General features: G+C 71.4%; 17 protein-coding genes. 13 read left to right on the top strand and 4 right to left on the bottom strand.

The window, feature by feature from the left end; all coding sequences use genetic code 11:
• The first annotated feature begins 1,896 nt into the window (after positions 1-1,896).
• Positions 1,897-2,916 carry a DNA polymerase III subunit delta gene (gene holA / locus EDF31_RS11620; RefSeq protein WP_131846231.1) on the top strand — a complete coding sequence of 340 codons (1,020 nt, stop codon included), beginning with the start codon at positions 1,897-1,899 and terminating at the stop codon, positions 2,914-2,916.
• A gap of 218 nt (positions 2,917-3,134) precedes the next feature.
• Here holA and rpsT read toward each other — a convergent pair whose 3' ends face one another.
• Entirely contained in the window at positions 3,135-3,395 is a 261-nt protein-coding gene (gene rpsT / locus EDF31_RS11615) for a 30S ribosomal protein S20 (protein WP_111085752.1), read from the bottom strand.
• 200 nt (positions 3,396-3,595) lie between these two features.
• On the opposite strand from rpsT, the gene EDF31_RS11610 reads away from it, so the two are divergent.
• Positions 3,596-4,762, top strand: a complete 1,167-nt coding sequence (locus tag EDF31_RS11610) for an aminotransferase class I/II-fold pyridoxal phosphate-dependent enzyme (protein WP_123292543.1) — start codon at positions 3,596-3,598, stop codon at positions 4,760-4,762.
• Positions 4,763-5,040: 278 nt separating this feature from the next.
• Positions 5,041-6,888 (top strand): translation elongation factor 4, encoded by a 1,848-nt coding sequence (lepA, locus tag EDF31_RS11605; protein WP_123292544.1) that lies wholly within the window; start codon positions 5,041-5,043, stop codon positions 6,886-6,888.
• 7 nt (positions 6,889-6,895) lie between these two features.
• Here lepA and EDF31_RS11600 read toward each other — a convergent pair whose 3' ends face one another.
• Complete coding sequence (locus tag EDF31_RS11600; RefSeq protein WP_131846230.1) at positions 6,896-7,387, bottom strand: hypothetical protein; 492 nt, start codon at positions 7,385-7,387, stop codon at positions 6,896-6,898.
• A 154-nt stretch (positions 7,388-7,541) separates the two neighbouring features.
• On the opposite strand from EDF31_RS11600, the gene EDF31_RS11595 reads away from it, so the two are divergent.
• Entirely contained in the window at positions 7,542-8,189 is a 648-nt protein-coding gene (locus EDF31_RS11595; protein ID WP_131846229.1) for a DUF1990 domain-containing protein, read from the top strand.
• Between the two features lie 50 nt (positions 8,190-8,239).
• On the opposite strand, the gene EDF31_RS11590 is transcribed toward EDF31_RS11595, so the two are convergent.
• Positions 8,240-8,932, bottom strand: coding sequence for an HAD family hydrolase (locus EDF31_RS11590; RefSeq protein ID WP_165901400.1), 693 nt, complete (start codon positions 8,930-8,932; stop codon positions 8,240-8,242).
• 28 nt (positions 8,933-8,960) lie between these two features.
• Here EDF31_RS11590 and hemW point away from each other — a divergent pair, with 28 nt between their 5' ends.
• Positions 8,961-10,202 (top strand): radical SAM family heme chaperone HemW, encoded by a 1,242-nt coding sequence (hemW, locus tag EDF31_RS11585; protein ID WP_131846227.1) that lies wholly within the window; start codon positions 8,961-8,963, stop codon positions 10,200-10,202.
• 9 nt (positions 10,203-10,211) lie between these two features.
• Here hemW and EDF31_RS11580 read toward each other — a convergent pair whose 3' ends face one another.
• Positions 10,212-10,619, bottom strand: coding sequence for a DUF4870 domain-containing protein (locus EDF31_RS11580; RefSeq protein WP_347812691.1), 408 nt, complete (start codon positions 10,617-10,619; stop codon positions 10,212-10,214).
• An 88-nt stretch (positions 10,620-10,707) separates the two neighbouring features.
• Between EDF31_RS11580 and hrcA the strand changes: the two genes are divergently transcribed.
• The 8 genes from hrcA to era all read left to right on the top strand — a co-directional run bounded on the left by hrcA (position 10,708) and on the right by era (position 17,871).
• Positions 10,708-11,730, top strand: a complete 1,023-nt coding sequence (gene hrcA / locus EDF31_RS11575; protein WP_123340397.1) for a heat-inducible transcriptional repressor HrcA — start codon at positions 10,708-10,710, stop codon at positions 11,728-11,730.
• A 49-nt stretch (positions 11,731-11,779) separates the two neighbouring features.
• Positions 11,780-12,892: a molecular chaperone DnaJ gene (gene dnaJ / locus EDF31_RS11570; RefSeq protein WP_111085744.1), complete on the top strand. Its 1,113-nt coding sequence runs from the start codon at positions 11,780-11,782 to the stop codon at positions 12,890-12,892.
• On the top strand, positions 12,892-13,629 hold the full coding sequence (locus EDF31_RS11565) for a 16S rRNA (uracil(1498)-N(3))-methyltransferase (RefSeq protein WP_131846226.1): 738 nt from the start codon (positions 12,892-12,894) through the stop codon (positions 13,627-13,629). The genes dnaJ and EDF31_RS11565 overlap by 1 nt, the downstream gene beginning before the upstream one ends.
• 40 nt (positions 13,630-13,669) lie before the next feature.
• Complete coding sequence (locus tag EDF31_RS11560; RefSeq protein ID WP_123292550.1) at positions 13,670-14,023, top strand: histidine triad nucleotide-binding protein; 354 nt, start codon at positions 13,670-13,672, stop codon at positions 14,021-14,023.
• Between the two features lie 70 nt (positions 14,024-14,093).
• Positions 14,094-15,155, top strand: coding sequence for a PhoH family protein (locus tag EDF31_RS11555; protein ID WP_228510585.1), 1,062 nt, complete (start codon positions 14,094-14,096; stop codon positions 15,153-15,155).
• A complete protein-coding gene (ybeY, locus tag EDF31_RS11550; protein ID WP_111085740.1) occupies positions 15,152-15,613 on the top strand; it encodes an rRNA maturation RNase YbeY in 462 nt (153 codons plus the stop codon). Before EDF31_RS11555 ends, ybeY begins: the two co-directional genes overlap by 4 nt.
• A gap of 3 nt (positions 15,614-15,616) precedes the next feature.
• Positions 15,617-16,936, top strand: coding sequence for a hemolysin family protein (locus EDF31_RS11545; RefSeq protein WP_131846225.1), 1,320 nt, complete (start codon positions 15,617-15,619; stop codon positions 16,934-16,936).
• Positions 16,933-17,871: a GTPase Era gene (gene era / locus EDF31_RS11540; protein WP_131846224.1), complete on the top strand. Its 939-nt coding sequence runs from the start codon at positions 16,933-16,935 to the stop codon at positions 17,869-17,871. Before EDF31_RS11545 ends, era begins: the two co-directional genes overlap by 4 nt.
• Positions 17,872-17,937: the final 66 nt, after the last annotated feature.

Here is a 17,937-nt window from a genome sequence, read left to right as displayed (position 1 = left end):
CCGGTTCCGCGACCGCGTTCGTGCTGTTCCTCCGGGGTGTGCCCGCCACCGAGCCACCCGGGGGACTGCTCGGAGCCACCGACACCGCGCGCCGGGCCTTCGTCCGTGCGACGGCGGACCTGCCCGAGCCCGGGGCTGCGCTCCTGCGTGGCCTGGCGATCGGCGACCGGTCCGGCCTCGACGCCGCGACCGAGGCAGCGATGGAGACCTCGGCGCTGACCCACCTGACCGCGGTGTCCGGGGCGAACTGCGCGGTGATCGTCGGCCTCGTCGTGGTGGTCGGGCGACTCTGCGGGATGCCTCGGGGGCTCCGGGCGGCGTCTGCCGTCGCCGTGCTGCTCGCGTTCGTGGTGCTCGTACGGCCAGACCCGTCGATCGTCCGGGCCACGTTGATGGCGGTCGTCGTGCTGGTCGTGCACCTGTCCGGCCGCCCCGTGCGCGGCGTGCCCCTCATCGCCCTGGCCGCGATCGGCATGCTGGTGGTCGACCCCTGGTTCGCGCGGTCGTTCGGGTTCGCGCTGTCGGTACTCGCCACGACCGGCATCGTGGTGCTCGGACCACCGCTCACCACGCTCCTCGCCCGACGGCTGTGGACCCCGGCGGCCGCTGCCCTCGCCGTGCCGGTGGCGGCGCAGGTCGCCTGCTGGCCCGTGACGATCCCGCTGTCCGCGGCGCTGCCGACCTACGCGGTGCCGGCGAACCTGCTGGCCGAGCCCCTGGCACCGATCGTCACCGTCGTCGGCCTCGGTGCGTGTCTGCTCGCGCCGGTCTGGCCGTGGGGTGGGTCGGTACTGGCAGCCGTCGCCTGGGCCCCCGCGTCGGCGGTCGGGGGCATCGCCCACGGTGCAGCGCTGCTGCCGTACGCGTCGGCGCCGTGGCCGGGTGGGACCGTCGGGGTGGTCGGCGCCGTGGTCGTCAGCGCGTGCCTCGCGGTCGCCGTGCTGAGCACTCCGACGGCGCGGAGCCGCCTGCTGCTCGTCGCGGGAGTCGTCGTCGTGGTCGGTGTCGCCGCCGTCGCGGTACCCGTGCTGGTCGTGCGCGGTACCGTCCCGCGCGACTGGGCGGTCGCGGCGTGCGACGTCGGACAGGGCGACGCCGTGCTGGTCCGTGGCGGCGACAGCACGGCCCTGATCGACACCGGGGACGACCCGGACCGCCTCCGGGCCTGCCTCGACCTGCTGCGGGTCCGCCGGATCGACCTGCTCGTCCTCACGCACTTCGACCGCGACCACGTCGGGGCTGTCGACGAGGTCGCGGGCATCGTCGACACGGCGCTCGTCGGACCCGTCGGCCGTGCGTCGGACAGCCGCGTCGTGCAGGACCTGCAGCGCGGCGGCGTCGACGTCCGGCAGGCCGACGACCGGGTGTCCGGCGTGCTCGGGCCGCTCGGTTGGCGCGTGGTGTGGCCGCGGGCGGGCAGCCCGGACGCCGGCAACGACGCGAGCATCGTGCTCGTGACCGAACCACTGCCGGGCGACGACTGCCCCACGTGCCTGTCCGGGGTGTTCCTCGGCGACCTGGGGGAGACCGCGCAGCGTCGGGTCCGCTCCGGCAGTGCGCTGCCAACAGGCCCCGTCGACGTCGTGAAGGTCTCGCACCACGGTTCGGCCGACCAGGACCCGCTGCTGTACCGGCAGCTCGCGGCCCGCGTCGGACTCGTCGGCGTCGGCGCGGACAACACCTACGGCCACCCGACACGGTCGGCGCTGTCGATGCTCGCATCGTCCGGGACCGCCACGTACCGCACCGACGAACTCGGCACCGTCGTGGTGGGTCGGGCGGCCACCGACGACCTGCGGGTGTGGACGGAGCACACGCCGTCGGTGGCCGCCCGTAGGATCGTCGGAGCACTCGTCGCACCGGCACCGTCCGGGTCGGCACCACCGGAAGGACCGCATGCCCGCCAAGAAGCCCGCGCGCGCCGCAGCGAAGATCGACCAGGTCCCCTGGTCGGGGATCCGGCCGGCCCCGGTCGTGCTCGTCACCGGGCCCGAGGCGTTCCTGGCCGACCGGGCCAGCAGCGTGCTCAAGGACCTGCTCGTGGGCGAGGACCCGGCGCTCGAGGTGCACGACCTCGAGGCCGACCAGTACGCTCCCGGGCTGCTCGCGACCCTCGCCAGCCCGTCGTTGTTCGGCGAGCCGCGGCTCGTGCGGGTCACCAACGTCGAGAAGTGCACCGACGCCTTCATCACCGAGACGATCTCGTACCTGCAGGGCCCGGCCGACGACGTCACCCTGGTGCTCCGGCACGGCGGCGGGGTGCGTGGCAAGAAGCTGCTCGACACGATCCGCAGCGGGGTCGGCGGTGGGGTCGAGGTCCTGTGCGACGAGCTCAAGCGCGAGACGGACCGCATCGACTTCGTGAACGCCGAGTTCCGCGCCGCCCGACGCAAGATCGCGCCGTCGGCGGTCCGCACCCTCGTGGTCGCCTTCGCGGACGACCTCGCCGAGCTCGCCGCTGCGTGCCGGCAGCTCCTGGCGGACGAAGCGCAGGAGATCACCGACAAGGTCGTCGACAAGTACTACGGCGGCCGCGTCGAGACCAACGCGTTCAAGGTGGCCGACATCGCCCTGGCCGGACGGTCCGCTCCGGCGATCGTCGAGCTGCGGCACGCGCTGGCGACGGGCGAAGCCCCCGTGCCGATCGTCGCGGCGTTCGCGAGCAAGATCCGCACGATGGCGAAGGTCAGTGCCTTCCGCGGGCCGAGCGGTCAGGCAGCGTCGGCGCTCGGCATGGCCCCGTGGCAGGTGCAGCGCGCGCAGCGTGACGTCGCCTCGTGGAGTGAGACGGGTCTCGCGAACGCGATCACGAGCATCGCCGAGGCGGACACCGCGGTGAAGGGCGGCTCGCGCGACGCGCACTACGCACTCGAGGTCATGGTCCGCACCATCGCCCGACGCGGCGAGGCGCGCTGAGGCGACCCGCGCCTCCCGGTCGTCGCACGCTCGCGCGCCCACACCCGCGCACTTGGTGAGCAGAAATGGTCGAGTGCCGACCGGCCACTCGACCATTTCTGCTCACGAAGCGTGCGGCCCGCCGCCGCGCCCACGCCACCCCGACGCCCAACACACCCCCGCACACGACGAAGGCCCCACACCGTTCGGTGCGGGGCCTTCGTGCAGCGCTCAGGAGATCAGAGCGACGCAACCTTCTTCGCGATGGCCGACTTGCGGTTCGCGGCCTGGTTGCGGTGGATGACACCCTTGCTCACGGCCTTGTCGAGCTTCTTCGACGCGGTGGCCAGGGCAGCAACGGCCTTGTCCTTGTCGCCAGCGGCAACGGCGTCGTTGGTGTGACGGATGAACGTCTTCAGCTCCGACTTGTAGGCCTTGTTGCGCTCGGTGGCCTTGAGGTTGGTCTTGATGCGCTTGATCTGCGACTTGATGTTCGCCATGTGTAGCTCCTGCTTCGTCTCGTACGGGTGGGCGCGACCGCGGGGTAGAGGGGCCCTCGGTCGCATCGCGTTCCACCCGTGGGCGGGGAACGCGCAAGCCAGCCACCAACATTACCAGGCGAACGCCCCGCCACCAAAGCACGAAACACCGCCGGATCGGCGTGATCTCGCGGCAACACGCACCGGATACGGTGTCGGGCATGCCATCCCTCGCTCCTCGGATCGACACCGTGCCCGCCTCCGGCATCCGGAGGGTCTTCGAGCAGGCAGCGCTGCTGCAGTCCGCCGGCACCCCGGTCACGATGCTCGTGATCGGCGAGCCGGACGTGCCCGTGGCACCGCACATCGGTGACGCGGCCCGTCGCGCGTGGACCGAGGACCGCACCGACTACACGCCGAACGGCGGCATCGCACCCCTGCGCGAGGCGATCCGCGACAAGCTCCGCCGCGAGAACCGCATCGAGGCCGACCTCGAACAGATCTGGATGACGATCGGTGCGACGCAGGCCCTGTTCCAGGCGATGACGCTGACGCTGAGCCCCGGCGACGAGGTCCTGGTGCCGGACCCCGGTTACACGACCTTCACGATGAACGCGCACATCCTCGGGGCCACGCCAGTGCCGTACCGGCTCGAACCGCAGCACGGGTTCGAACCAGACCTCGAGGCACTCGAGGCGAGCGTCACCGAGCGCACGCGCGTGCTCGTGGTGAACTCGCCGTCGAACCCGCTCGGCTCGGTGTTCGGCGAGGACACCCTCCGCGCGCTGCTCTCCTTCGCGAAGCGGCACGACCTGTGGGTGATCAGCGACGAGGTCTACGAGTACTTCACCTACGGCACCCGTCACGTCAGCCTGGCCGCGCTCGACGAGGACGACCGGGTGTTCTCCGCGTTCTCGCTGAGCAAGACCTACGCGATGACGGGCGTCCGGGTCGGGTACCTCGTCACGCCGAAGGGCCTCGGGCCGACGATGCGCACCACGCAGGAGGCGATGATCAGCTGCGTCGCCGAGCCCGACCAGTACGCGGCGCTGGCGGCGATCGTGGGTGACCACTCCGCGGTGCGCGACGCCCGCGAGCACTACCGGGCGAACCTCGAGGTCGCGAAGGAGGTCCTCGACGCCGCCGGCATCCGGTACCTCGACCCGCGCGGCGCCTTCTACCTCTGGGTCGACGTGTCGCACGCCTCGGACGGCGACGTCGCGGCGTGGGCGCTCGGCCTCCTGCAGCGCGAGGCCGTCGCGGTCGCGCCCGGCAGCGCGTTCGGCCGCACCGGCGAGGGCTGGATCCGCGTCTGCCTGGCCGCCACCCCCGACGACCTGCGGCGCGGCCTGGGCGCGTTGCCCGCACCGGCGCACGCCTCCGTCTGACGGGCGATCGCGGCCAGGAGGCCCGGAGCCGGTCGGCGCGACAGCGCACGGTGCGCAGTCCTCCACCTGGTGCGAGGATGCTCGCCCCGTGCCGCGCAGCATCCGGTCACGGGGCGGTCAACCGCGCACGGGCCCGCCGACCTCGCACCGTGCGGGGCCGGCACACCGGCGCGAGGGCGCACCAAGCGCGCGTCGCATGGACCCGCGTAGCCGCGCTGCGCGACGCCGGCACGCAAGCATGGGAGACTGGGCCGACCGTCCGACCCACCTGAGGAACCGTGAGCCCACAAGCATCCGCTCCGCTCGAGCCCGCCGCGACCCCGGCCGGCGCGATCCGCAACTTCTGCATCATCGCGCACATCGACCACGGCAAGTCCACGCTGGCCGACCGCATGCTGCAGATGACCGGCGTCGTCGAGGAGCGCGCGATGCGCGCGCAGTACCTCGACCGCATGGACATCGAGCGCGAGCGCGGCATCACGATCAAGTCGCAGGCCGTCCGCATGCCGTGGGAGCTCGACGGTGAGACCTTCGCGCTCAACATGATCGACACCCCCGGGCACGTCGACTTCTCGTACGAGGTCTCGCGTTCCCTGGCAGCGTGCGAGGGCGCGATCCTGCTCGTCGACGCCGCCCAGGGCATCGAGGCACAGACGCTGGCGAACCTGTACCTGGCGCTCGAGAACGACCTCGAGATCATCCCGGTCCTCAACAAGATCGACCTGCCGGCGGCCGAACCCGAGAAGTACGCGGCCGAGCTCGCGCAGCTCATCGGCGGCAAGCCGGAGGACGTCCTGCGGGTCTCCGGCAAGACGGGCGTCGGCGTCCCCGAGCTCCTCGACCTGGTGGTCCGTCGTGTGCCGGCACCGGTCGGCGACGTCGAGGCCGCGCCTCGCGCGATGATCTTCGACTCGGTCTACGACAGCTACCGCGGCGTCGTCACGTACATCCGGATGATCGACGGCTCGATCAAGCCGCGCGAGAAGGTCCAGATGATGTCGACCAAGTCGACGCACGAGATCCTCGAGATCGGGGTGTCGAGTCCCGAGCCGATCCCGACGAAGGGGCTCTCCGTCGGCGAGGTCGGCTACCTGATCACCGGCGTGAAGGACGTCCGCCAGTCCAAGGTCGGCGACACCGTCACGAGCGCGCAGAAGCCCGCGACCGAGGCCCTGCCCGGCTACACGGACCCGAAGCCGATGGTGTTCTCGGGCCTGTACCCGATCGACGGGTCGGACTACCCGGACCTCCGTGACGCGCTCGACAAGCTCAAGCTCTCCGACGCGGCGCTGGTCTACGAGCCCGAGACCTCCGTGGCGCTCGGCTTCGGCTTCCGCTGCGGGTTCCTCGGGCTGCTGCACCTCGAGATCATCACCGAGCGGCTCTCGCGCGAGTTCGGCCTCGACCTCATCACGACCGCGCCCAGCGTGATCTACGAGGTCACGAACGAGGACAACTCCGTGACCGAGGTCACGAACCCGTCCGAGTTCCCCGGCGGCCGCATCGTCGAGGTCCGCGAGCCCATGGTCCGCGCGGCGATCCTCGCCCCGAAGGACTACGTCGGCGCGATCATGGAGCTGTGCCAGTCGCGTCGCGGCTCGCTGCTCGGCATGGAGTACCTCGGCGAGGACCGCGTCGAGATCCGCTACGAGATGCCCCTCGGCGAGATCGTGTTCGACTTCTTCGACCAGCTGAAGAGCAAGACGCAGGGCTACGCCTCGCTCGACTACGAGCCCATCGGCGACCAGGCGGCCGACCTCGTCAAGGTCGACATCCTGCTGCAGGGCGACCAGGTCGACGCGTTCAGCGCGATCGTGCACCGCGACAAGGCCTACGCCTACGGCACGCTGATGACCGAACGGCTGCGCAAGCTCATCCCGCGCCAGCAGTTCGAGGTCCCGATCCAGGCGGCCATCGGCGCGCGGATCATCGCCCGCGAGAGCATCCGCGCGATGCGCAAGGACGTCCTGGCGAAGTGCTACGGCGGTGACATCACCCGCAAGCGCAAGCTCCTCGAGAAGCAGAAGGAGGGCAAGAAGCGCATGAAGACCATCGGCCGGGTCGAGGTCCCGCAGGAAGCCTTCATCGCAGCGCTCTCCGGCGACGTGGAAGAGAAGAAGAAGTAGCGACGGGTCAGCGGGTCCGAGCGGCCCGCGCCCGCAGCACGGCCAGGCAGAGGGCCGGGAGGCTCGCGGCGGCCAGTCCCGCCAGTGCGGTCCGCAGGATGACCAGCCCGGCGGCCGCACCGAAGTCCGTCTGCTGGGTCGCGGCGATCCCGGATACGACGGCGCCGAGGGCCAGGGCGATCGTCACGGCGCCGAGCCACTGCGGCATCCGCGTGGCCCGGTGCCGCCGCACGGCGGACACGAGGCTGGCGCCGAACAGCAGGACCCCGGCTCCGGCGCAGCACGCACCGACCGCGGCGATCGCGTTGGCGGTGTCGAAGGCGTCCCACTGCGCGGCCGGCACGGTGACGTACCGCGTCGACGAGCCGATGCTCGCCGTCGTCGCGTCGACCAGGACACGCGCGAGTGCGGCGGCGCCGAAGGCGACGAGCGTGAGCGAGGCGAGCGTCGCGGTCCGACGGTCGACGGACCGCCAGGGCGCGGGGGTGGAGCGGGGCACGCTGCAACGATAGGGGCGGGGCGGGCGGGTGTCGGGCCTCCAGTTCGGGGTGCACGCGAACCGGACGACGCGACCCGGCCGACGCGACCTGGCCGACGCGACCTGAGCGGTGATCGGTTCGATCCGACGGGGCAGGCGCAAGTAGGCTGGCGGCATGAGCATCCGCGGGAGCTACCGGACCGCCCTGACCTACGGCGCGGTGGGGGCGACCCAGGCGTCGGACCTCATGACGTACCCGCCCGAGGGGTTCACCCCCACCGAGTCGCGTGCCCGGATCGGGCATGGCGACCAGCGGTTCGAGACCGCGGTGACGCAGGCCCTGACGTGGCAGATCCAGGAGCGCAGCGGCATCCGTGTGCGCGTCGAGGAACAGCCCGACGACGACGAGGTCCGGTACAACCCGGTGACGTTCGACGACGACGGCGTCCCGATCGCCCCGGCCTCGATCGGCACGCCGCGGGTCGAGAAGTTCGCGCCGGACGGCACCCCGCTCGCGACCGCCGGCACGTCGGCGACGCTCACGATGCACGCCTTCGGGCGGACCGTGCAGGCGCCCGTGCGGGTCGTGTCGATCATCGACGAGCACGACCGCAAGGGCTTCGCGTACGGCACGCTCGAGGGGCACCCGCTCTCCGGCGAGGAGTCGTTCGTCGTCGAGCGCACGTCGGACGGTTCCGTGTGGCTGCAGATCCGGCAGTTCTCGCAGCCGTCGAGCCGGAAGTGGCAGTTCGTCGCGCCGCTGCTGCGTCGGCAGCAGAAGGTGATGGCGGAGCAGTACCTGGCGGCGCTGCGGGGCGACTAGCGGCGAGCGCGTGCGAGCGTTCACGCGCTTGCGGGCGCTTGCGCGCTGGGTCAGCGCAGTGGCGGCAGCGCCGCGATGGCGTCCTCGATCAGCGCGGCGTCGACCCGGCAGTCCCGCGCGACCGTGACCGCGTTGGTGACCCGCAGCGCCTCGACGTCGAACACCCCGGTGGCGACCGCCAGGAAGGGGATGCCGGCGGCGTCCGCGGCCTCGCCGTCACGCGGGGTGTCGCCGACGATCACGGCACGGGTGCCGGCGAGCTCCGCCGCCGCGCGGGTGGTGACGTCCGCACGCTCCACCTCGGTGTCGCCGAAGTAGGAGTGGTTCCAGTCGAACAGGCCCTCGTCGAACCCGGCACCGGCCAGCTTGACGCGTGCGCGGTACTCGGAGTTCCCGGTGAGCAGGCCGTTCCGCCACCCGAGCTCCGCGAAGCGGGTGAGCAGCGCGGTGGCGCCGGGGACGGGGGACCGGTGGTCGCCTGAGGCGTGCCGCTCGGCGGTGAGGTCGCGCAGGTGGCGGCTGACCGTCGGGATGATCGTGTCCTCGAACGCGTGCGCACGGACGTGCTCGGCGATGAGCCCGGCATCGGTCCGACCGTGCTGGTGCCCGACGCGCAGGGTGAGGTCGCGGCCGACCGCACGCTCGAGCGCGAGGTGGTAGAGGTTGCCCGGGGACGACGCGTTCATCACGAGGGTGCCGTCGATGTCCCACAGGACCGTGGTGGGGACGGGGTGGTGCTCCATGCGTCCATCATGACGGACAATGGACTCCATGCCGAGTGCTCTCCCGATCGCCGATCCGGCACCCGCTGACGGACTGATCGTGCCGCGAGCCGCGGCGGGCTCCGCCGCCGGTTCCGACCCGGCGGCCGTGCCGTTCGGGGTCTACGTCCACGTGCCGTTCTGCCGGGTGCGCTGCGGCTACTGCGACTTCAACACGTACACGGCGTCCGAGCTCCGCGGCGTGCGCCGCGACGACTACGCCGGCCACGCCGTGCGGGAGATCGAGTGGGCCGCGACCGTGCTCGACCGCTCCGGCGTCCCGCGCCGGCCCGTGTCGACCGTGTTCTTCGGTGGCGGGACCCCGACGATGCTGCCGGCGTCCGATCTGGCGATGATCCTGCGGGCCATCGACGACACGTGGGGGATCCTGCCCGGCGCCGAGGTCACGACCGAGGCGAACCCGGACTCGGTCGACGCGTCCTCGTTGCAGACGCTGCACGAGGGTGGGTTCAACCGGATCAGCTACGGCATGCAGTCCGCGGTCCCGCACGTCCTCGCGACCCTCGACCGCACGCACGACCCGTTGCGCGTGCCGGTCGTCGTCGACCTCGCGAAGCAGCAGGGGCTCGACGTCTCCCTCGACCTCATCTACTCGACACCGGGGGAGTCCCTCGACGACTGGCGCACCTCGCTCGACGCCGCGCTGGCCTGCGAGCCCGACCACGTGTCGGCGTACTCGCTCATCGTCGAGGACGGCACCGCGATGGGCCGCATGGTGGCGCGCGGGGAGCTCCCGGCCCCCGACGACGACCTGGCCGCCGACATGTACGAGCTCGCCGACCAGGTGCTCGGGGACGCCGGGTACTCCTGGTACGAGGTGTCGAACTGGGCGCGCGGCGACGCGCACGCGAGTCGCCACAACCTGTCCTACTGGAAGGGCCACGACTGGTGGGGTGTCGGCCCCGGCGCGCACTCCGCGGTCGCCGGCACGCGCTGGTGGAACGTGAAGCACCCGGCCGCGTACGCGAACCGGGTGCTGTCCGGCGAGTCGCCGGCCGCCGGGCGCGAGGTCATCGACGACGAGACCCGCTACGTCGAGCGCCTGCTCCTCGCCGCGCGGGTCCGCGGGGAGCTCGCGACGAGCGAGATCCGCCAGGAGGCCCGTGGCCGGGTCGCGGGACTCATCGCACGGGGTCTCGTGGACGGGTCGGCCGCGGTGCGGGGACGCATCGACCTGACCCTGCAGGGTCGCCTGCTCGCCGACGCGGTGGTGCGGGAGCTGCTGGACTGACCGGCGTCCCTACTGCTTGATGAACTCGATCGACAGGGGGTAGCGGTAGAACTGGCCCTGGTTCGCGGCGACCGCCGCCATGATGCCGAAGACGATCGTCAGCACGACGACGATCGGGAACAGCAGCGCGCCGATGACCACGACGCTCAGGATGGCGCACGCGATGTACGCGATCGCCACGGTGATGTGGAAGTTCAGTGCGACCCGGGTGTGCTCGCGGATGAAGCCGCCGCGGTCGCGCAGCACCAGGTACGCCACGAGCGGGGCGACGAAGTTGAAGAAGATCCCGCCGATGTGCGTCAGCGTGGCCCAGAGGCGCTGGTCCTCCGGGCTCATCGGCTGCGGTGGGGTGTACCCGCCCGGGTACTGCGGCCCGTTGGGGTTCTGCGGGCCACCGGGCTGCTGTCCGTAGGTCATGCCGGAAGCGTATCGGGGGTGCAGTCGTGCGGGCGTAGGATCAGCAGTCGACACGTCCGAGTGCCAGGTCGACCAGGAAGGAGCGCTCGTGGTCAGTGAACGCAGCCTCGAGGTCCTGAAGGCCATCGTGCGCGACTACGTGGCGTCCCGCGAACCGGTCGGCTCCAAGACGATCGTCGAGCGGCACGCCTTCGGCGTCAGTGCCGCCACGATCCGCAACGACATGGCCCTGCTCGAGGACGAGCAGCTCATCGTCGCGCCGCACACCTCGTCCGGCCGGGTGCCGACCGACAAGGGCTACCGGCTGTTCGTCGACCACCTCGCCGCAGCCCGGCCGCTGACGAGCGCCCAGCGGCACGCCATCGAGACCTTCCTCGGGGCCCCGAACGACCTCGACGAGGTCCTCGGCCGCACCGTGCGCCTGCTCAGCCAGCTCACGAACCAGGTCGCCCTGGTGCAGTACCCCTCGATGGTGCGCGCCCGGGTGCAGCACGTCGAGCTGGTGCGCCTCGGCGACGCCCGGCTCATGGTCGTGCTCATCACCGACACCGCCCGGGTCGAACAACGCGTCGTCGAGACCGACGTCGCGCTCGACGAGCCGCTGCTGACCGAACTCCGCACCGTGCTGAACGGCGCGGCCGTGGGGCTCCTGCTGCAGGACGTGCCCACCGCGCTCCGTGCGGTGCCGCAACAGCTCCGGCCCGACGCCCAGGCGCTCGGCGGGGTCGTCGTGGCGACCCTCATCGAGCAGGTCGCGGCGAACCGGCAGGACCGCCTGGTGATGGCCGGCGCCGCGAACCTGGCGAAGAGCGAGCAGGACTTCTCCGGCGGCCTCTTCCCGGTGCTCGAAGCGATCGAGGAACAAGTCACCCTGCTCCGGTTGTTCGGGGAGATGCAGGTGGACGACATCGCGGTGGCGGCGAGCATCGGCGTCGAGAACGCCGAGTACGGGCTCGACGCCACGAGCATCGTCGCCGGCGGGTACCTCGCCGGTGGCGGCGAGGTGGCACGCCTGGGTGTCCTGGGACCGACCCGGATGGACTACGGCACGAACATGGCTGCCGTCCGGGCCGTCGCACGGTACCTGTCCAAGCTCCTGGGCGAACACTGATCGACTGCAACACCGACCGACCGACCGAACACAACCGACTGAGGGATACGTGGCAGACCACTACGACGTCCTCGGCGTCCAGCGAGACGCCTCCGATGCCGACATCAAGAAGGCCTACCGCCGCCTGGCGCGTGAGCTCCACCCGGACGTGAACCCTGCCCCAGAGGCAGCCGAGCGGTTCAAGGACGTCACGCACGCGTACGACGTCCTGAGCGACCCGGAGCAGCGGCGCCGGTACGACGCCGGGCCCCAGGCCGACAGCCCCTTCGGTGGCGGCGCCGGCGGGTTCAGCGACATCTTCGACGCCTTCTTCGGCGGCGGTGGCGGTGGCGGCCGGGGCAGTGGTCCCCGCAGCCGTGCCGAGCGCGGGCAGGACGCCCTGCTCCGCATCGACGTCGACCTCGACGAGGTCGTCTTCGGCACCCACAAGGACGTCGAGGTCGACACCGCCGTCCTGTGCGAGACCTGTCACGGGTCGTGCTGCGCACCCGGCACCAGCCCGCGCACCTGCGACATCTGCGGCGGTTCCGGCAACATCCAGCGCCAGGTCCGCTCGCTGCTGGGCAACGTCGTGACGAGCGCCCCGTGCGGCACCTGCCGCGGCTACGGCACCGTCATCCCGAGCCCCTGCCCGACCTGTCAGGGTCAGGGTCGCGTCCGCGCCCGTCGCACCGTGCCGGTCGACGTCCCCGCCGGCGTCGACTCGGGCCTGCGCCTGCAGATGCCCGGCCAGGGCGAGGTCGGCCCCGCCGGTGGCCCCTCCGGCGACCTGTACCTGGAGATCCGGGTGCGGCACGACGACGTCTTCAGCCGCGACGGTGACGACCTGCTCGCCACCCTCGAGGTCGCGATGACCGACGCCGTGCTCGGCACCACCACGACGATCGACGGACTCGACGGGCCCGTCGAGCTCGAGATCCGTCCGGGGGTGCAGAGCGCGGACGTCCTGGTGATCAAGGACCGCGGCATCACGAAGCTGCGCGGGAGCGGCCGCGGCGACCTCCGGGTCGGCGTGCAGGTCGTCACCCCGACGAAGCTGTCGCACAAGGAACGCCAGCTCGTCGAGCAGCTCGCGAAGTCGCACAAGGCGTCGGCGCCGCAGCTCGCCCGGTTCCAGCAGGGCATGTTCGGCAAGCTCCGCGACCGCTTCTTCAACTTCTGATGGCATCGCTCTACGTCGTGGAGTCGCTCGACGGGGTCGCCGTCGGTGGCTCCGTGACGCTCGACGGGGCAGAGGGGCGGCACGCCGTGACCGTCTCGCGCGTGCGGGTCGGTGAGACGCTGCGGCTCTCGGACGGACGGGGGACCGTCGTGTCCGGAGCGGTGGAGTCCGTCGACCGCGACTCGCTGGTGCTGTCCGTGGCATCGCTGTCCGTCGACCCGCTGCCGGTCCCGTCGCTGACGCTCGTGCAGGCCCTCGCCAAGGGCGGCCGCGACGAGATGGCGGTGCAGGCGTCGACGGAGATCGGCGTCGACCGGATCGTTCCGTGGTCGGCCGCGCGCAGCGTCTCCCGGTGGGAGGGCCCGAAGGTCGAGAAGGGCCGATCGCGGTGGACGGCCATCGCGCACGAGGCCTCGAAGCAGGCGATCCGGTCGCGGGTGCCCGAGGTCGGGCCGCTCGTCACGACGGCGCAGCTCGTCCCCGCGCTCGGTGCCGGTGCTGCGGTGCTCGTGCTCGACCCCACCGCGACCGTGCGGCTCGCGACCTGGGAACCGACGGCGGACCTCGACGAGATCGCCCTCGTGGTGGGGCCGGAGGGCGGCATCGACGCCTCCGAGCTCGAGCGGCTCGAGGCCGCGGGAGCGATCAGGGTCCGGCTCGGCGACAGCGTGCTGCGGACCTCGACCGCCGGCCCCGCGGCACTCGCGATCCTGCAGGCCGGACTCGGGCGCTGGTGAGGGAAGGCCCGAGGTCGGTCCTGCGTTCTACGATGGAGTCATGAGCACCAGCACGCCCAGCGTCTTCAGCAAGATCATCGCGCGCGAGATCCCGGCGACCGTCGTCGCCGAGGACGACCGCGTGATCGCGATCGAGGACATCGCCCCGAAGGCACCCGTCCACGTGCTGGTCATCCCCAAGACCGAGCAGTATGCGAACGTCGCCGAACTCGCGGCCGGTGACCCCGACCTCCTCGCCCACCTGGTCGCCACCGCGCAGCGCATCGCCGACGAGCGCGCCGGCGGCCAGTTCCGTCTCGTCTTCAACACCGGCGAAGCCGCCGGTCAGACCGTGTTCCACGTGCACGCGCACGTACTCGCAGGTGAACTGCAGGAAGGCACCCTTGCCGGCTAACGAACCAGCACAGCCCACCACCGACGACGACCAGGTCGTCTCCGTCGCCCTCCAGGTCGACGGCATCGCCATGGTCCAGCTCCTCGGTCCCCAGGACCGCCTGCTGAAGACCGTCGAACGGCAGTACCCGGGCGTCAAGGTCGTCGTCCGCGGCAACGAGGTCACGCTCACCGGGCCCGAGCGCGAGGTCGCGCGGGCGAAGGCGCTCGTCGACGAACTCGTCGGCATGGTCAAGCGCGGGCAGGACATCGGCCCGTCGGACATCCCGATGTCGGCACGGATCCTCGACGACGACCGCAAGCCGTCCGACACCTTCGGCACGCCGATCGTGTCGAGCCGCGGCAAGTCCGTGCGGCCGAAGACCGACGGGCAGCGCGCCTACGTCGACGCCATCGACGAGCACACCATCACGTTCGGCATCGGCCCCGCCGGCACCGGCAAGACGTACCTGGCGATGGCGAAGGCCGTCCAGGCCCTGCAGCGGCGCGAGGTCACCCGGATCATCCTGACCCGTCCCGCGGTCGAGGCCGGCGAGCGGCTCGGCTTCCTGCCGGGCACGCTCACCGACAAGATCGACCCGTACCTGCGGCCGCTCTACGACGCCCTGAACGAGATGATGGACCCCGAGCTGGTCCCGAAGCTGCTGGCTGCGGGCACGGTCGAGGTCGCGCCGCTCGCGTACATGCGCGGCCGGACGCTCAACGACTCGTTCGTCGTGCTGGACGAGGCACAGAACACGACGCCCGAGCAGATGAAGATGTTCCTGACGCGTCTCGGGTTCGGCTCGAAGATGGTCGTGACGGGTGACATCACCCAGGTCGACCTGCCGGGCAACGTGTCCGGACTCCGGCTCGTGACGCGGATCCTCGAGACGGTCGAGGACATCCACTTCGCCCGCCTCGGCAGCGAGGACGTCGTGCGGCACACGCTCGTCGGTCGCATCGTCGACGCCTACACCGTCTACGACGAGGAACGTCTCGCCGAGCAGGCCGGTCACCGTCCCGGTGGCCGCGGCACCGCGCCGGTCGGCAACCCCGACGGCGCCAACCGTGCCGAGCGCCGTGGTCGGCCGCCGCAGGACCGCCAGCGACCCCCGTACCCCCAGAACGACGCCCGAGGAGGCAACCGGTGAGCATCGAGCTCAACAACGAGTCCGGGGTCGAGGTGGACGAGGCAGCCATCCAGCGCCTCGCCGCGTTCGCCCTCGACGCGATGCACGTGCACGCGGACGCCGAACTCGCGATCGTCCTGGTCGACGAGGGCGCGATGGAGCAGCTGCACGTGCGGTGGATGGACGAGCCCGGCCCCACCGACGTCCTGAGCTTCCCGATGGACGAGCTCCGACCGGGCACCGAAGAGGACCCCACGCCCGCCGGCCTGCTCGGCGACATCGTGCTCTGCCCGCAGGTCGCCGAGGAACAAGCGAAGACCGCCGGGCACTCCAGCACCGACGAGATGCTGCTGCTCACCTGCCACGGCATCCTGCACCTGCTCGGGTTCGACCACGCCGAGCCGGACGAGAAGGCCGAGATGTTCGGGCTGCAGGGCGAGATCCTGACGGCCTTCGCGGCCCAGCGCCGGGGTCGGTAGCCGATGCTCGTCGTCGTCGGTCTGCTCGCGGTCGCGCTCGGGCTCGTCGTGCTCGGCGGGCTCCTCGCCGCGAGCGACGCCGCGCTCTCCGTGGTGTCCCGTGCCGACCTCGACGAGATCGCCCGCGGCAACAAGCGTCGTCGTGCGCTCGAGGCGATCGCGGACGACGTCGGCGCGCACGTCAACGCCCTGAACTTCTTCCGCGTGCTCGCCGAGACCGCCGCAGCCGTGCTCGTCACGATCGCCCTGGTGCGGGCGTTCGACAGCTGGTGGGTGGCGCTCATCGTCTCCGCCGCGATCATGACGGCCGTGTCGTTCGTGCTCGTCGGGTCGAGTCCGCGCAGCGTCGGACGGGCGCACGCCGAACGGCTGCTGGCGTCCACCGGCGGCCTGGTCCGCGCCGTCCGGATCGTGCTCGGTCCGCTCGCCGGCCTGCTCGTCCGGATCGGTGACCGCGTGACCCCGGGCCGCGGCCGCAGCGCCTCGACGGTGTCGAGCGAAGAACAACTGCTGTCCCTCGTCGACGAGGCCACCGAGAGCAACGTGCTCGAGGACGAGGACCGCGAACTCATCCACTCGGTCTTCGAGTTCAGCGACACCCTCGTGCGCGAGGTGATGGTGCCGCGCACCGACATGCTCACGGTCGACGGCTCGGACACGCTCGCCGCGGGCATGGAGCAGTTCCTCGCCGCCGGGGTGTCCCGCATGCCCGTCACCGGCAAGGACAGCGACGACGTCCTCGGCGTCCTGTACCTGCGTGACGTGTCTCGGGCGCTCTACGAGCGACCGGGGTCCGGCAGTGAGCGGGTCACCCGGCTGCTGCGTCCGGCCGAGTTCGTGCCGGAGTCGAAGGCCGCCGACGACACCCTGCGGCACATGCAGGTCGCGAAGAACCACCTGGTCCTGGTCGTCGACGAGTACGGCGGCGTCGCCGGTCTCGTCACGATGGAGGACCTCATCGAAGAGCTCGTCGGGGACATCTCCGACGAGTACGACCGCGCCGTGGTCGACCGGGTCGAGGTCGAGCCCGGCCTCTGGCGCATCTCGGCCCGACTGCCCGTCGACGAGCTCGGCGACCTGTTCGGCATCGAGCTCGACGACGACGACGTCGACACCGCCGGCGGTCTGCTCACCAAGGAGCTCGGCCACCTGGCGGTCTCCGGCGACACGGTCACGGTGTCCGGCGTCGTCCTGACGGCCGACCGGGTCGAGGGCAAGCGCCGCCACCTCATCACCGTGCTCGCCGAACGCACTGACGCCCTCGCGGGTGTCGAGGGCGCCTACGACGACGCCACCACCACGACGGGAACCACGCACGCATGACCGACTCCGACTCCACCCCCACCGCCTCGGGCAAGCCCTACCGCGCGGGCTTCGTCTCGTTCGTCGGGCGTCCGAACGTGGGCAAGTCCACGCTGACGAACGCGCTGGTGGGCCAGAAGGTCGCGATCACCTCGTCGAAGCCGCAGACCACCCGTCGCGCGATCCGCGGCATCGTGCACCGGCCCGACGGCCAGGTCATCATCGTCGACACCCCGGGCGTGCACCGTCCCCGCACCCTGCTCGGCGAGCGGCTCAACGACCTGGTGCAGTCCACGCTCGGTGACGTCGACGTCATCGGGTTCTGCGTCCCCGCCAACGAGCCGATCGGCCCGGGTGACCGCTTCATCAACGACACCCTCGACCAGTACCCGCGGGCCAAGAAGGTCGCGATCGTCACCAAGATCGACCGCACCTCGAAGGACAAGGTCGGCGAGCAGCTGCTGGCCGTCTCCCGGCTCCGCGACTGGGACTCGATCATCCCGACGTCCGGCACGAAGGGCCAGCAGCTCGAGGACCTCCTCGGCGAGATCACCTCGTTGCTGCCGGAGTCGCCCCAGCTGTACGACTCGTCGGCCGTGACCGAGGAGACCGACGAGGAGCGCATCAGCGAACTCATCCGCGAAGCCGCGCTCGAGGGCGTCCGCGACGAACTGCCGCACTCACTCGCCGTCGTGATCGAGGACATCGTCGAGCCGGACGAGGACGACGACGCCGACGGGCCGCTGCGCATCTTCGCGAACCTGTTCGTCGAGCGCGACAGCCAGAAGGCGATCGTCATCGGCCACAAGGGGGAGCGCCTGAAGGACGTCGGCTCCCGCGCCCGCGTCGAGATCGAGTCGCTGCTCGGCGGTCGGCACGTCTACCTCAACATCCGTGTGAAGGTCGCCAAGGAGTGGCAGCGTGACCCCAAGCAGCTCGGACGCCTCGGCTTCTGAGCGTCCGGCGGCAGGAGTCATCCACACGAGGGACGCGCCCGTGAGCCGAGCGCCGTACCGTGGACG

The organism is Curtobacterium sp. PhB142 (assembly GCF_004341255.1).
Taxonomy (GTDB): Bacteria; Actinomycetota; Actinomycetes; order Actinomycetales; family Microbacteriaceae; genus Curtobacterium.
Note: the sequence above shows the minus strand (reverse complement) of the source record. Positions and strands in the feature narration are given on the sequence as shown.